We start from the raw sequence: 14006 nt of genomic DNA on the forward strand, positions 1-14006 counted from the left end.
CACGGACCGTCACGCACGGCACCGGCGCCGCCCCGAGGGCCGCTCCACGCCCCGCCGGACACGCCGAACGGGCCCGGCGGGGCCGTGGTGGCCGCCGGGCCCGTCCAGGGGCTACTGGGCGGCGGTGGCGGCCTTGCGGACGGCGCCGGCGACCGCGCCGGCGACCTTGTCGTTGAAGACGGACGGGATGATGTAGTTCGCGTTCAGCTCGTCCTCGCCGACGACGTCCGCGAGGGCGGTGGCCGCGGCCAGCATCATGTCGGTGTTCACGGTCCGGGACTGGGCGTCCAGCAGACCGCGGAAGACGCCCGGGAACACCAGCACGTTGTTGATCTGGTTCGGGAAGTCCGAGCGGCCGGTGGCCACGACCGCGGCCGTCTGGCGGGCTACGGCGGGGTCGACCTCGGGGTCCGGGTTCGCGAGCGCGAACACGATGGCGCCCTCGGCCATGGCGGCGACGTCCTCGCCGGAGAGCACGTTGGGAGCCGAGACGCCGATGAAGACGTCGGCGCCGACCACGGCCTCCTTGAGGGTGCCGGTGTAGCCCTCGGGGTTGGTGTTGTCCGCGATCCAGCGCAGCGGGGAGTCGGCCGCCGCGTCCACCAGGTCGGGGCGGTCCGCGTGCACGACACCGTGGATGTCGGCGCTGACCGCGTTCTTGACGCCCGCCGCGAGGAGCAGCTTCAGGATGGCCGTACCGGCCGCGCCGGCGCCGGACATGACGACCTTGACGTCCCCAACTGCCTTGCCGACGACGCGAAGTGCGTTCGTCAGGGCGGCGAGGACGACGATCGCGGTGCCGTGCTGGTCGTCGTGGAAGACGGGGATGTCGAGGGCCTCGCGCAGCCGGGCCTCGATCTCGAAGCAGCGCGGCGCGGAGATGTCCTCCAGGTTGATGCCGGCGAAGCCCGGGGCGATCGCCTTGACGATGGCGACGATCTCGTCGGTGTCCTGCGTGTCCAGACAGATCGGCCAGGCGTCGATGCCCGCGAACCGCTTGAAGAGGGCCGCCTTGCCCTCCATGACGGGCAGCGCGGCCATCGGGCCGATGTTGCCGAGGCCCAGCACGGCGGAGCCGTCGGTCACGACTGCGACGGAGTTGCGCTTGATGGTGAGGCGGCGCGCGTCCTCGGGGTTCTCGGCGATCGCCATGCACACGCGGGCGACGCCCGGGGTGTAGATCATCGAGAGGTCGTCGCGGTTGCGGATGGGGTGCTTGGACGCCATCTCGATCTTGCCGCCGAGGTGCATCAGGAAGGTTCGGTCGGAGACCTTGCCGAGGCTGACGCCCTCGATGCCGCGCAGCTTCTCGACGATCTCGTCGGCGTGCGCGGTGGAGGTCGCGGCGATGGTGACGTCGATGCGGAGCTTTTCGTGGCCGGACGCGGTCACGTCGAGGCCGGTGACCGAACCCCCCGAAGACTCCACGGCGGTGGTGAGCTGGGAGACCGCGGTTCCGCTCGCGGGCACTTCCAGGCGGACCGTCATCGAATACGAGACGCTGGGCGCCGTTGCCATGGCCGTGTTCCTCTTCTGTCCCTGATTTCGCTGTACACAGGGCCCGCACACGGCTGGTGTGACAGGTCCCGTTGTCCGATCGTCCCACCTACCAGCCGGTAAAAGGTAACCAGCTACAAACTTCGGAAGAACTCTTCCACCATACGAGATACCAGGGGTCGGCGGAATGGTGGATTAATACAAAACAGGTCCGCGCCCCCCACTGGGTGGAGGGCGCGGACCTGTGTTCCGTCTAAGACACCGACCCGCCATGCTCGCCTCGCGGCAAGTGGTCGCTCTGAGCGACGAAGGTTGGGCCCGGGGGCTTGGATCGAGCCGGTGTCCTGACCAGGCTAACAAAGGTTCGCCGAATGTGATCCCCCTCCGGCGAGTTCGATGGCCCGCATCACGCTCCTGGCCGCGGGCCATCCGGCCCCGTACGGGAGCCTCCCCCTGACGGGGCGGGCCGGGCCCGCCCCGTCAGGGCCGCAGCAGCTCCGGGACGCCGTCCGGGCCCGGCCGGTCGGCCGCCGCCGAGACCACCGTCAGCTGCTGCGTCGCGCGCGTCAGCGCCACGTACAGCACGCGCAGGCCCGCCGGGGACTCGTTCGCGATCTCCGCCGGGGAGACGACCACCGTGGCGTCGTACTCCAACCCCTTGGCCTCCAGACTGCCCAGCGCCACGGCACGCTCCCCGAGGTCGGCCAGCCAGCCGGCCGCCTCCGCCCTCCGGTCCATGGCCACGACCACGCCGACCGTGCCGTCCACCTGCTCCAGCAGCCGCCGCGTCTCCTCCCGCACCGACGCGCCCAGATCGGACCCGGCCGCCGAGAAGCGCGGCTCCAGTCCCGTGGAGCGCACCGCGGTCGGCGGCTCCATGTCCGGCATCGCCAGCTTCAGCACCCGCGAGGCCACCTCGGCCACCTCGGCCGGGTTGCGGTAGTTCACCGTGAGCGTGAAGCGCCGACGAGGCCTGCGCCCCAGCGCCTCGTCCCGGGCGGCGGCCGCCTCCTCGGGATCGGTCCAGGAGGACTGCGCCGGGTCACCGACCACCGTCCAGGTCCCCATCCGGCCCCGGCGGCCCACCATCCGCCACTGCATCGGCGTCAGGTCCTGGGCCTCGTCGACGATGACGTGCGCGTACTCGGTGCGCTCGGCCGCGATCCGCTCCGCCCGCTCCCACTGGGTCTCCTCGCGGGTCGGCATCAGCTCCTCCAGCCCGCTGAGCTGGTCGAGCGGATCCATGTCCCGCCGCCGCTTGGGCCGCGCGGGCGCGCCGAGGAGCAGCTGGAGCTCGTCCAGTAGGGCCACGTCGTGCACCGACAGCGGACCCTTGCCGTCCGGGCCGATCCGGCGCAGCGAACGCGCCAGCTGCCGGGTCTCGCGCGGGTTCAGGTCCCGGCGCGACCAGCGTCCGAGGCGCCGCTCGTCGGCCATCGCCGCGAGGACCTTGCGCGGGGTCAGCTCGGGCCACCAGGCGTTCAGGAAGCCGATGAAGTCGTCCTCCGTGGAGATGTCCTCGTCGAACGCGGAACGCAGCTCGGCCGCGAGCTCCGGGTCGCTGTGCCGGCCGGCGCCGCCGGACTTGGAGTACAGGGCGTCCAGGAGCAGCTTGCGGGCGCGCGGGCGCAGCAGGTTCACCGGCGCCGTTCCGCCGAGCACGTTCTGCCGGATCCGGTTCAGTTCGGCGGACTCCAGCTCCTGGCGCCGCCCGAAGGCCACCACCCGGAGCCGCTCGGGCGCCTCGCCCAGCTCCAGGGCCCCCCGTACGGCCTTGCGGAGCACCTTGAGCATCCGGGAGGAGCCCTTGATCCGGGCCACGGCCGGATCGTCGTACGTGGTCGCCTCGGCCCCGTCCACGAGCGAGCCGAGCGCACGGATGGCGACCTGCCCCTCCTCGCCGAGGGAGGGCAGGACGCCCTCCGTGTAGGCGACGAGCAGCGGCGTCGGCGAGACGATCAGGATGCCGCCGGAGTAGCGCCGCCGGTCCTGGTAGAGCAGGTACGCCGCCCGGTGCAGCGCGACGGCGGTCTTCCCGGTGCCCGGCCCGCCCGCCACCTCGGCGACGGACGCGGCGGGGGCCCGGATGACCAGGTCCTGCTCGGCCTGGATGGAGGAGACGATGTCCCGCATCGAGTGCGTCCGCGCCCGCCCGAGGGCGGCCATGAGCGCGCCGTCGCCGATGGCGGGCAGCTCGACGCCGTCGAGGGTGGCGGTGACCTCGGGACGCATCAGGTCGTCCTCGACACCGAGCACCTTGCGCCCCTTGGACCGGATCACGCGACGACGTACGACGCGGCCGGGGTCCTTGGGCGTGGACCGGTAGAACGGCGCGGCCGCCGGGGCGCGCCAGTCGATGACGAGGGGCGCGTAGTCGGTGTCGAGTACGCCGATGCGCCCGATGTGCAGGGTTTCGGCGATGTCGGCGGTGAGGTCCGGACGGATCGCGTCGTCGGCGGGCTCGACGGAGGTGAACGCGCCGTCGGCGCCGCGCTCCCCGTCCTTGCCGAGGACCAGGTCGATCCGTCCGAAGAGGAAGTCCTCGAATTCGTTGTTCAACCGGTTGAGGTGGATCCCGGCGCGGAAGACCTGCGCGTCGCGCTCGGCGAGCGCGCCGGGCGTGCCGACCTGGCTCCGCTTGGCGGCGTCGTTCACCAGGAACTCGGCCTCGTGGATCTTCTCCTCAAGGCGTCGGTACACCCGGTCGAGATGCGTCTGCTCGCCCGCGATCTCCCGATCGCGGACGGAATCCGCCGTGCTGTCGACAGCGGCATTCTGCGCGGCCACCAAGGCCCCCTTCTGACGTGCATGGGCGACCGTCAACCGTACGCGAATCCAGCCCCTGTCCGCACGCCGGTTCCGCGCGCCGGACGAAATGTCCACGGGCGGGGGTGGGATGGGGGGGGGCGGCGGATCAGTCGAGGGTGTCCGTACGCTCGGCCAGAGCACGGAGTCCGTCCGACGCGGACCGGCCTGCGGCGAGTACGAGGTCCCGTACGGCGGACCGGGCCGCCGCATGGGTGCGGATCATCTCGGGGGCGAGTTCCTCCGCGCGGAGCAGACAGGCCAAGGAGTCCGCGTACTGCCGGCGTTGCGCGTGGGCGCGGCCCACGTCCATCAACAGGCGGGCTTGTCGCTCGGCGGACAGGCCGCCCGTGCGGAGGTCCTGGGCGAGGTCGAGCGCCTCTCCGGCGTCGCCGAGATCGACCGCGGTCGAGACGGCTTGGATCTCCACGTTCGTAGGACCGAATTCGAGGTTGAAGTCGTTGCGGTCCTCGCCCAGCCGCCGGCCGACGCGTCGGGCGTCTTCGATCTGTTGTCTCGCGTACGCCCTCTTCCCCGAACGCGCGTGGACAAGTGCGAGCACCAGGTGCAGGGACCCCAGGACGGACAGGTGTTCAGGGGTGGGTTCGGCGTTCTCGACGTGCTGCTGGAGGACGCCGACCGCCGTGGTGGCGGCGTGCTCGGCCTGGTCGAGGTGCTTGAGGTGGACGAAGGCGTGGCAGAGGCGGTAGATCCCGGCGAAGACGCCGAGCGGGTCACCGGAGAGCTCCGCCTCGCGGATCGCACGGTCCGCCGCGACCCACGCGGCATCCGCCTCGTTCTGGCGGACGAACGCCGCGGCCAGGGCTTGGTAGGTCCCGGCCAGCAGACCGCGCAGTTCGGGAACGTACTCGTCCGGGGCCGTCCGGCTGCCCCGCTCCAACTGCGCGACCACCGGACCGACCACAGCACTCAGATCCGCGAACCGGCCGGTGTGCGTGAGCTCCCAGATCCGGTTCACCGACTCCCGAAGATCGATCAACGCGTCCGGCTGGAAGTCCTGGTGCGGCCCCAGGAGAACATCGAGTGCGGCGTGCCCGGACAGCACCAGCCGCGCCTGATCAAGGGCGCTCGCTTCCGGCTCCGACTCCACAGGCGAAGGCGCATCCGGCTGAAGGACCTGGAGCGGCACACCGAGGCCGTCGGCGAGCAACCGCAGCACGTCCAGCCGGTTCACCGGCTGCACGCCGCGCTCGACCTGGGACAGCCAGCTCGCCGTGCGGCCGACAGCTGCCGCCAGTTCCTCCTGCGTCAAGCCCTTCCGCCGACGCAGATCGGCCACTCGCGCACCAAAGGCGCGCCGCTTCTCGGAACTCACTGCTGCGCTGCCACCTTCCCACCGATCGCATCGAGGAACGTGACCTCGACACCCGCAAGGTACTGCTCCCGTTCGGCGAGGAAGTACTTCGTATGCGGCTGCGTCTCGTGGACGTCGAAGGCGGCGCGATCCGCGTACAGCTCGTAGAACACCCGCACCAGCGGCTCGCCCTCCGGCACGTGCACCACGTACGTCAACGTGCCCGGCTCGGTGCTCTTGATCCCCTCCAAGGTGGTCGCACACAGCTCGTCGAACGCCACTGCCGCTTCCTCGTCGCGCAGCGAGAAGCGCACGACCAGGCCGAATCCCTCGCTCATACGTACCCCTTTCGAGTCGCAGCCAGTGTTGCAGGCACACAGAATTCTTGCGAGTAGCAATTTTTCTTGACCCGCAGAAACACTGCGACTAACTTCATGTCACGCTCCCCTGCAACGCACATTGGAGACGCGCGCATGCCTCAAATGCCCGCAAACACCTCGACCTTCGACACAGCCACCGAACATCCGCCCTCGACCAGTGGGCTGCTCGAGCCCAGCGCGGAGCTGCTCCACCGGGCACTGGTCGGCTGGGAGCGTTTTCTCCGCACCTTCGAGGGCCGGTCCGATGACTGAGCGCTACGCATATGTGCCGCATCGCCTCCTGCGTCGCCGGGTCCGTGATATCGCTTCCGGCGCCGAGGGCCTACTGATGGCCGTGATCAACGAGAACGTCTCGGACTCGTACCTGCGTGACCACTGGGTGGAGCTCGCATACATCCGTGTCGCGTCGGGCCGCGAATTCACCACCGCCGCCGCCAACGTCGAACCCGCCTGACCGCCTACTCACTCCTCAGGTCGTTCTCGTCGTCCTGACGGGCGGGTGAGCGCCCTTGACGGACCGGACCGACACGGAAGGACAGTGGACCGGCGGGCAGCCCCCGCACCACACCCGACCCGGACCGAGGGAACACCGCCCGCCCCCGCCCCCGACCCCGCCCCGCCATCAGCCCTTCCCCGCGACGCCCGCCACCCCCGCCACCCGTCTCCGGTGGCGGGCCACGCGTTCGCGGTTGCCGCAGAGTTCGCTGGAGCACCAGCGGCGGCGGTGGCCGCGGGAGGTGTCCAGGTAGACCCGGGCGCAGCCGTCGCCCTCGCAGGCGCGGAGCAGGGCCATGTCTCCGGGGTCCGTGAGGAGTTCGACGGCGTCCCGGGCCACCGACGCGAGGAGGCCGGCGCATTCGACGCCACCGCAAAGTTCCCGGACCAGGTGGCCCTCGCCGTCCCGGACGGCACACAGGCCCGGGGGTGGACCGGCTGCTGCCGCGTTGACCCGGGCGAGGGCGTCCTCCGCGGGGCCCCGTCCGGCGAGCTCGGCGCGGACGAGGCGATCGACGTCGTCGCGCAGGGCGCGGAAGGCGGCCACCCAGTCGGGTCCCAGCCCTCCCAGCGGGGTCCGGTCGGGCACGAGCCCGGCGCCGACGAGCCACAGGCGCAGTTCGTCGCCGTCGCTGATGCCTTCGGTGTCCCCGTGGGGGGTGAAGGTGGCCAGTAGGTCCAGACAGACCCGTCCGGAATCGAACCACATGCCCGTCACCGCCTCGGTCGCCGTGAGCCGCCTCCCCAGAGTGCCGTCGGCGGGGGCGTTGCGGAACCCCCCCGTGAGGTGGGCTACGCGGCGGGCGGGTCGTCGTGGAGCAGGCGTTGGAAGAGCCTGTGGTCGCGCCAGGCACCGTTGATGTGGAGGAAGCGGGGTGCGAGTCCGTACTCGGTGAAGCCGGCCTTGGCCAGGACCCGCTGGGAGGCGAGGTTGTCGACGAGGGTCCCGGCCTCGACCCGGTGCAGGCCGGCCTCGTCGCGGGCGATCCGGCAGACCTCCTCGACGGCGGCGGTCGCGAGCCCCTTCCCGGCCCAGGCCCGGTCGACCCAGTAGCCGATGCCGCCGCTGCACAGGGGCCCGTGGACGATGCTGCCGAGGTTGATCGTCCCGATGGGGTCGCCGGCGGCGGTCAGGACGTACGGCAGGGCCCGCCCGGCGTCGCGGTCGGCGAGCAGGGCCCCCACGCGGGCCTGCTGGCCCGTCTCCGTGTAGAACTCCGGGGTGCGGTGGGGCTCGTAGGGCGCCATGTACGCGCGGTTGCGGGCCAGTACGTCGGCCAGTCCGGCGGCGTCGTCGAGCGTGACGCCCCTCATCTCCACCCCGTCAATGATCATCCGAGCACGGTAACGGAACCGCCCCGCCCTGCCCAGTCCCTCACCCCGGCCCGGCCCCCGGCCCGGCCCCCGGCCCGGCCCCCGGCCCGGCCCCGCCCTCACCCCCGTGCCGTGAACCGGTCCTCGCCGCCCGCGTCCACCGACAGCCGGTACCCGCGCTTGACCACGGTCTGGATCAGCAGCGGCGCCCCGAGGGCGGCCCGCAGCCGGGCCATCGCCGTCTCGACGGCGTGCTCGTCGCTGCCCGCGCCCGGCAGGGCCCGCAGCAGGTCGGCCCGGGACACCACCCAGCCGGGCCGGCGGGCCAGCGCCGCCAGCAGGGCCATCCCGGCCGGGGGCACGGGCCGCAGCTCGGAGTCGACGAGCACCGCGTGGCCCCGGATCTCCAGCCGGTGCCCGGCCACGGGAAGCACCCGGGCCCGCGCGGGCAGTTCCTGGCAGAGCAGTTGGACGAGCGGCCCGAGCCGGAAGCGTTCGGGCTGGACGGTGGGGACGTCCTCCGCCTGCAGCGGCAGCGCGGTGACCGGGCCGACGCACGCGGACAGGACGGGTCCGCGCAGCGCCTCCAGGACGGCCTCCCGCAGTCCGCGTTCCGCGGCCCGGGAGAGCAGGGAGGCCGCGGCCGGCGCGGAGGTGAAGCTGACGGCGTCGACGGCGCCCACGGCCACCGCGTCGAGCAGCCGGTCCAAGGGGGCGAGGTCCTCCGGCGGCATCCACCGGTAGACGGGTACGGGGACCACGTCGGCGCCGCCGGCGCGCAGCGCCTCGACGAAACCGGGCAGGGGTTCTCCGTGGAGCTGGAGGGCGATGCGCCGGCCGGCGACGCCGGCGTCGAGCAGGCGGTCCAGTACCTCGGCGAGCGATTCGGACGCCGGGGACCAGTCCTCCACCAGTCCGGCGGCCCGTACGGCGCCCTTCACCTTCGGGCCGCGGGCCAGGAGTTCGGTCGCCCGGAGCCGGGCCAGCAGGTCCTCGCCGATGCCCCACCCGTCGGCGGCCTCGATCCAGCCGCGGAAACCGATGGCGGTGGTCGCGACGACGGCGTCCGGCGGGCTGTCGACGAGTTGCTTGGTCGCGGCCATCAGCTCGCTGTCGTCGGCCAGGGGCACGATCCGCAGGGCCGGCGCGTGGATCACGGCCGCGCCGCGCCGCTTCAGCAGGGCGATGAGCTCGTCCGCCCGCCGGGCGGCGGTCACTCCGATGGTGAACCCGGCGAGCGGCCCGGCGGGCGCGGCCGCCCCGGCGGAACCGGCGGGGCCGCCGGCCGACCTCACGCCCGCCCCCACGCCCGAACCCGCAACCGGCCCCGTGCTCATGGCGTCGTCGCCGTCCTCGTCTTCGTCGACCATCGTTGTGACCTGCCTCGGCTGCCTTGCCCGGTGCCCGGCTGGGCCTACCCGGTGGGGGTGGGGTGTCTCGTCGCGGGACCGAGCCTGCCAAGCCGTCGTGTCAGGCTCGGTTCCACCGCATTTCGGCGCCGTAACGCCGCACGCCGCGCCCGTCCCGTCACACGGTCGTGAGCTGCGGTTTCGCCTCGGTTGCGGCGGCGCCGGCCGGCACCCGGGCGGGTCGGCGAAGGTATACCGCCCAGGTGACGGCGCAGCACGCCGCGTAGAAGCCGAGGAAGGTGACGAAGGCGGCGCTGCCGGATCCGGAGGAGGCGAAGGCCTCCCGGAAGACCAGGTTGATGGCGAGTCCGCCGAGCGCGCCGACGGCTCCGATCAGTCCCATGGCGGCGCCGGAGAGCCGGCGTCCGTACGCGGCGGCCTCCTCGCCGCTCATGCCGCGCGCGAGGGCCTTGGCCTGGAAGATCCCGGGGATCATCTTGTAGGTGGAACCGTTGCCGACGCCGCTGAGGGCGAAGAGGGCCACGAAGCCGATGAGGAACACGGGCAGCGACTCCCGTACGGAGGCCAGGACGACCACGCCGGTCGCCGCGGCCATCGCCACGAAGCCGGCCAGGGTGATCCGCGCTCCGCCGAACCGGTCGGCGAGCGCTCCGCCCACGGGCCGCACGAGGGAGCCGAGCAGCGGTCCGATGAAGGTCAGCGACGCGGCCTGGAGCGGGGTCCGGCCGAACTGGGTCTGGAGCACGAGGCCGAAGGCGAAGCTGTAGCCGATGAAGGAGCCGAAGGTGCCGACGTAGAGGAACGCCATGATCCAGGTGTGGACGTCGCGGGCCGCCTCCCGGACGGCGCCCGCGTCGTTGCGGACGGGCGCCAGGTTGTCCATGCGTACGAGGGCCAGGACGGCCGCGGCGACGATCAGCGGCAGGTAGGCGGCGAGCAGCAGCCTGGGCCGGTCGGCTCCGGCGGTCGCGATGACGAGGAGGGCGGCGAGCTGGACGACGGGGACGCCGATGTTGCCGCCGCCCGCGTTGAGGCCGAGGGCCCAGCCCTTCTTGCGGAGCGGGAAGAAGGCGTTGATGTTCGTCATCGAGGAGGCGAAGTTGCCGCCGCCCACCCCGGTCAGCGCGGCGACGGCCACGAAGGTGGCGTACGAGGTGCCGGGTTCCATGACGACGAGCGCGGCCACGGTCGGCGCGAGGAGCAGCAGGGCGCTGACGACGGTCCAGTTGCGGCCGCCGAAGCGGGCGACGGCGAAGGTGTAGGGCACGCGCACCAGGGCCCCGACGAAGGTGGCGGTGGCGATGAGGAAGAACTTGCCGGCGGGGTCGATGCCGTACTGCGGGCCCATGAAGAGGACCATCACGGACCACATGGACCAGATGGAGAAGCCGATGTGTTCGGAGAGCACGGAGTAGAGGAGGTTGCGGCGGGCGGTCCGCTCGCCGGTCTCCTTCCAGAACGTCTCGTCCTCGGGTTCCCACCGCTCGATCCAGCGGCCCCCCTTGCGCGGTGCGGTCGTACCGGTCATCACACGCCTCCACAGCTGTCGCGTCCGTGGTCCGACCGTAGGAAGGGCGCGTTTCGGCCCCGGTCCCCGCCGGATGACCGGCGGGAAACCTTGCACTCACCCGCTGCCGGAGCCCGGTGTGAGTGCGGCGGGGAGCCAACTGCCCGTGGGCACTTCCAGCCAGCCCGCGGGGCCCTGGAGCTCCTCGACGGCCCGGAGCAGGGCGTCCAGGCCGGGGTGCAGCAGGCCCCTGCGCCACACCATGGACAGCGGGGACAGCGGGACGGGGTCGACGAGGGGCCGTTTGACGGCTCCGGGCATGTCGGGGAAGCCGACCGTGACCAGGACCGGGTTGCGGGTCTTGGCCATCACCCGACCGAACTCCTCCTTGCCGACGGCCACCGGGGCGGGCGGCGCCGCTTCGATGCCCCGCCCGGCGAACAGTTCGCCGGCCAGCCGCGTCCACTCCAGGGTGCGCGGGTTACCGGCCCCCGCGTACACGGTCTCCCCGGCCAGCGAGGCCAGCGGTACGTCGTCCCGCGCGGCCAGGGCGTGCCCGTCGGGCAGCAGCACGGCGAGGGGTTCGTACCGTACGGGTCGGTGGGCGAGCCGGGCGCGCAGGGCCGGGTCGAGGCCGGCGGCGTAGCCGAAGGAGACGTCGAGCCGGCCGGCGACGATCTCCCCGGCGGCGTGGGTGAGGCCGCTCTCGAAGCGGGCCATCAGCTCGCAGCCGGGGGCGAGCTCGCGGGCGCGTTCCAGGACGCGGCGGCCGGTGCCGGGGCCGTCGGTGTTCACGTCGACGAGGAGCGCGCGGGGCGGGCCGGCGAAGGCGGCGGCGAGTTCCTCGTGCGCGCGCAGCACCTCGCGGGCGTAGGGCAGCAGCCGCTCCCCCTCGGGGGTGAGTTCCACGGCCCGGGTGGTGCGGACGAACAGGGGCGCCCCCACGACGAGTTCGAGGCGGCGCACATCACGGCTGAGGGCCTGCTGGGCGACGTAGAGGCGGGCGGCGGCGCGGGAGAAGTGGAGGTCCTCGGCGACGGCGACGAAGCCGCGCAGCAGCCGGGGGTCGACATCGCGGGAGAGCATCCCCGGAGATTAACAACCGGGAGCGGTGAATGGCCCCCGAACAGGTGTTGGACCGCCGGCGGTCCGGGCCGCAGGCTCGGACCATGCCGCAGAAGACCCCGCTCATGGCCGTGACGGGCAGCACCCTGGTCCTGTCCCCCCGCCGGCCCGACGCCACCACCGCCCACGCTCCCGCCCGCGTCCCCGGCCCGTACCGGCGGCTCTTCGCCCTCCCCGGCACCCGCGGTTTCACCGTCGGGAACCTGATCGCCCGCCTGCCCATGGGCATGTTCGGGATCAGCGCGGTGCTGATGATCGCGGGCCAGCGCGGTTCGTACGCCCTCGCCGGCGCGGTCACCGCGACCGGGCTGGCGGCCACCGCGCTGGTCGCGCCGTGGACGGCCCGGCTGGTCGACCGGTACGGCCAGGCGCGGATCGCCCTGCCGGCCACCGCGGTCGCGGTCCTGGGCTCGCTGTCGCTGGTCCTGTGCGTCCGTACGCAGGCGCCCGCCTGGACGCTGTTCGCCTCGTACGCGGCCACCGCCACCACCCCCAACATCGGCGGCATGTCCCGGGCCCGCTGGACCCACCTGCTGCCCCCTGCCTCGCACCACACGGCGATGTCCTTCGAGCAGGCCGCCGACGAACTCTGCTACCTGCTCGGCCCCGTGGCGGCGGCGTTCCTGTGCACGGCGCTCTTCCCGGAGGCGGGCACCCTCGTCGCGGCGGTCCTGCTCCTGACCGGGATGACGGTGTTCACCGCGCACCGCGCCACGGAGCCCCCGCCCGCCGGCGCGCGGCCCGCCACCGGCACCGGCCCCTCCCTGCCGCGCCGGCTGCTGCCGCTGCTCGGCCTGTTCCTCGCCACCGGCGTCGTGTTCGGCTCGATGGAGGTCACCTCGATCGCCCACCTCGGCGCGCAGGGCCTCGGCGCCGCCACCGGACCGGTCCTCGCCCTCCAGGCGGCGGGCTCCTGCGCGGCCGGCCTGCTCTACGGGACCCGCCGCCCCCGGAGCCTGCGGACGTGCCTGCTCGCCCTGGCCGCCGCGATGGCGCTGCCCTGGATCGCGGCCGGCGCCGGCTCCCTCGCCCTGCTCGGTTGCGCGCTGCTGCTGGCGGGCGCGGCGACGGCCCCGGCGATGGTCACCGCGATGGCCCTGGTCCAGCGGGCCACCCCGCGGGAGCGACTGAACGAGGGCATGACCCTGGCCGTCACCGCGATCCTCGGGGGCATCGCCGTCGGTTCGGCCACGGCGGGACTGGCCGTCGACCACCTCGGCACGACGACGGCGTACCTGCTGCCCGCCGCGGCCGCCCTGTTGGCCCTGCTCGCCGCCGTGGCGGGACGATTTGATCCGGCGGCCGAGTGATCACTCCCGCGTGGTACTCCCCGCCGCCGCGCGGGATCGGCCATAACTGGGGGGTCTTCCCCCAGCGCCCTTCCCCTTGCGGAGGAACACCCCTTGCCTGCTTCCCGTTCCGTGCCCGCCGCCCTGTTCGTCGCCGCCGTCACCGCCGGCTGCCTGGTGCCGGCCGCGCCGGCCCTGGCCGCCTCCTCGGACCTGCGCTTCACCCAGCCGTACGTCCCGTCGATCGCTCCCGGCACGACGGGGCGCGTGGTCCTCTCGGCCTCGGGAGGAACGGACGCGACGCGCAGCAGCACCTTCCGCATCACCGCCCCGGAGAGGACCACGTTCCCCGAGGCCCGCGTCTACTGGAACGGTGACCGCGCCGCCGGCTCGTGCGAACGCTCGTCGGACGCCCGCCTGCTGACCTGCGACGCGGGAACCCGCGCGGGCTTCACCTTCCCGGCGAACACCCGGACCCGGCTCTCGGTGTCGGTCCACGTGGACGCGGACGCCCCCCAGGGCACCACCCTGGACGGCGGCGAATGGGCCACCGGCGCCGAGGAGTCGGCCCTGTTCGCCGTGTCCACCCCGGTGACGGGCCCCAAGGGCGACGACGGCCGGCCGGGCCACGACGGCAAGCCCGGCCACCACGGCAAGCCGGGCCGCCCCGGCCCGCAGGGCGAAAAGGGCGACAAGGGAGACCAGGGCGAACGCGGTGAGCGCGGTGAGCGCGGTGAGCGCGGCCCGAAGGGTGACCGCGGCGACACCGGGCCGCAGGGCCCGAAGGGCGACCAGGGCCCGTCGGGCGGCCCTCGCGGCGAGAAGGGGGACCGCGGCGATCGGGGCGAACGCGGCCCCAAGGGCGACCGCGGCGACACCGGCCGCAACGGCCCCGCCGGCCCCCGCGGC

The 14006-nt window shown here is 73.2% G+C and carries 12 protein-coding genes and 1 pseudogene; 4 read left to right on the forward strand and 9 right to left on the reverse strand.

The annotated features are described in order from the left end of the window. Positions 1–111: 111 nt before the first annotated feature. From NOD94_RS35590 to NOD94_RS35605, 4 genes are all read right to left on the reverse strand, one after another. A complete protein-coding gene (locus NOD94_RS35590; RefSeq protein WP_281210365.1) occupies positions 112–1518 on the reverse strand; it encodes an NAD-dependent malic enzyme in 1407 nt (468 codons plus the stop codon). Between the two features lie 459 nt (positions 1519–1977). Next, positions 1978–4284: a UvrD-helicase domain-containing protein gene (locus NOD94_RS35595; RefSeq protein ID WP_281210366.1), complete on the reverse strand. Its 2307-nt coding sequence runs from the start codon at positions 4282–4284 to the stop codon at positions 1978–1980. 127 nt (positions 4285–4411) lie between these two features. Continuing rightward, positions 4412–5638 (reverse strand): helix-turn-helix domain-containing protein, encoded by a 1227-nt coding sequence (locus NOD94_RS35600; RefSeq protein WP_281210367.1) that lies wholly within the window; start codon positions 5636–5638, stop codon positions 4412–4414. After that, a complete protein-coding gene (locus NOD94_RS35605) occupies positions 5635–5955 on the reverse strand; it encodes an antibiotic biosynthesis monooxygenase (RefSeq protein WP_281210368.1) in 321 nt (106 codons plus the stop codon). The genes NOD94_RS35600 and NOD94_RS35605 overlap by 4 nt, the downstream gene beginning before the upstream one ends. A 144-nt stretch (positions 5956–6099) precedes the next feature. On the opposite strand from NOD94_RS35605, the gene NOD94_RS35610 reads away from it, so the two are divergent. Together NOD94_RS35610 and NOD94_RS35615 are read left to right on the forward strand one after the other, a co-directional pair. Continuing rightward, positions 6100–6249, forward strand: coding sequence for a hypothetical protein (locus NOD94_RS35610; protein WP_281210369.1), 150 nt, complete (start codon positions 6100–6102; stop codon positions 6247–6249). Further along, positions 6242–6451 carry a hypothetical protein gene (locus tag NOD94_RS35615; RefSeq protein WP_281210370.1) on the forward strand — a complete coding sequence of 70 codons (210 nt, stop codon included), beginning with the start codon at positions 6242–6244 and terminating at the stop codon, positions 6449–6451. The genes NOD94_RS35610 and NOD94_RS35615 overlap by 8 nt, the downstream gene beginning before the upstream one ends. Before the next feature lie 168 nt (positions 6452–6619). Here the strand turns inward: NOD94_RS35615 and NOD94_RS35620 are convergent, their stop codons facing one another. The 5 genes from NOD94_RS35620 to NOD94_RS35640 form a co-directional block, all read right to left on the reverse strand. Continuing rightward, positions 6620–7201, reverse strand: a complete 582-nt coding sequence (locus NOD94_RS35620) for a CGNR zinc finger domain-containing protein (RefSeq protein ID WP_281210372.1) — start codon at positions 7199–7201, stop codon at positions 6620–6622. Between the two features lie 83 nt (positions 7202–7284). Continuing rightward, positions 7285–7827 carry a GNAT family protein gene (locus NOD94_RS35625; RefSeq protein WP_281210373.1) on the reverse strand — a complete coding sequence of 181 codons (543 nt, stop codon included), beginning with the start codon at positions 7825–7827 and terminating at the stop codon, positions 7285–7287. A 98-nt stretch (positions 7828–7925) separates the two neighbouring features. Next, positions 7926–9176, reverse strand: a complete 1251-nt coding sequence (locus tag NOD94_RS35630; protein ID WP_281210374.1) for a uroporphyrinogen-III synthase — start codon at positions 9174–9176, stop codon at positions 7926–7928. A 157-nt stretch (positions 9177–9333) separates the two neighbouring features. Next, positions 9334–10704, reverse strand: a complete 1371-nt coding sequence (locus NOD94_RS35635) for a nitrate/nitrite transporter (protein WP_281210375.1) — start codon at positions 10702–10704, stop codon at positions 9334–9336. A 96-nt stretch (positions 10705–10800) separates the two neighbouring features. Then, positions 10801–11769, reverse strand: coding sequence for a LysR family transcriptional regulator (locus NOD94_RS35640; RefSeq protein ID WP_281210376.1), 969 nt, complete (start codon positions 11767–11769; stop codon positions 10801–10803). Positions 11770–11852: 83 nt separating this feature from the next. Between NOD94_RS35640 and NOD94_RS35645 the strand changes: the two genes are divergently transcribed. Then, positions 11853–13118 (forward strand): MFS transporter, encoded by a 1266-nt coding sequence (locus NOD94_RS35645; protein ID WP_281210377.1) that lies wholly within the window; start codon positions 11853–11855, stop codon positions 13116–13118. Positions 13119–13211: 93 nt separating this feature from the next. Then, a pseudogene (locus tag NOD94_RS35650) lies at positions 13212–14006 on the forward strand (hypothetical protein); the annotation flags it as partial.

This window comes from Streptomyces sp. Isolate_45, from assembly GCF_024721315.2.
Classification (GTDB): Bacteria; Actinomycetota; Actinomycetes; order Streptomycetales; family Streptomycetaceae; genus Streptomyces.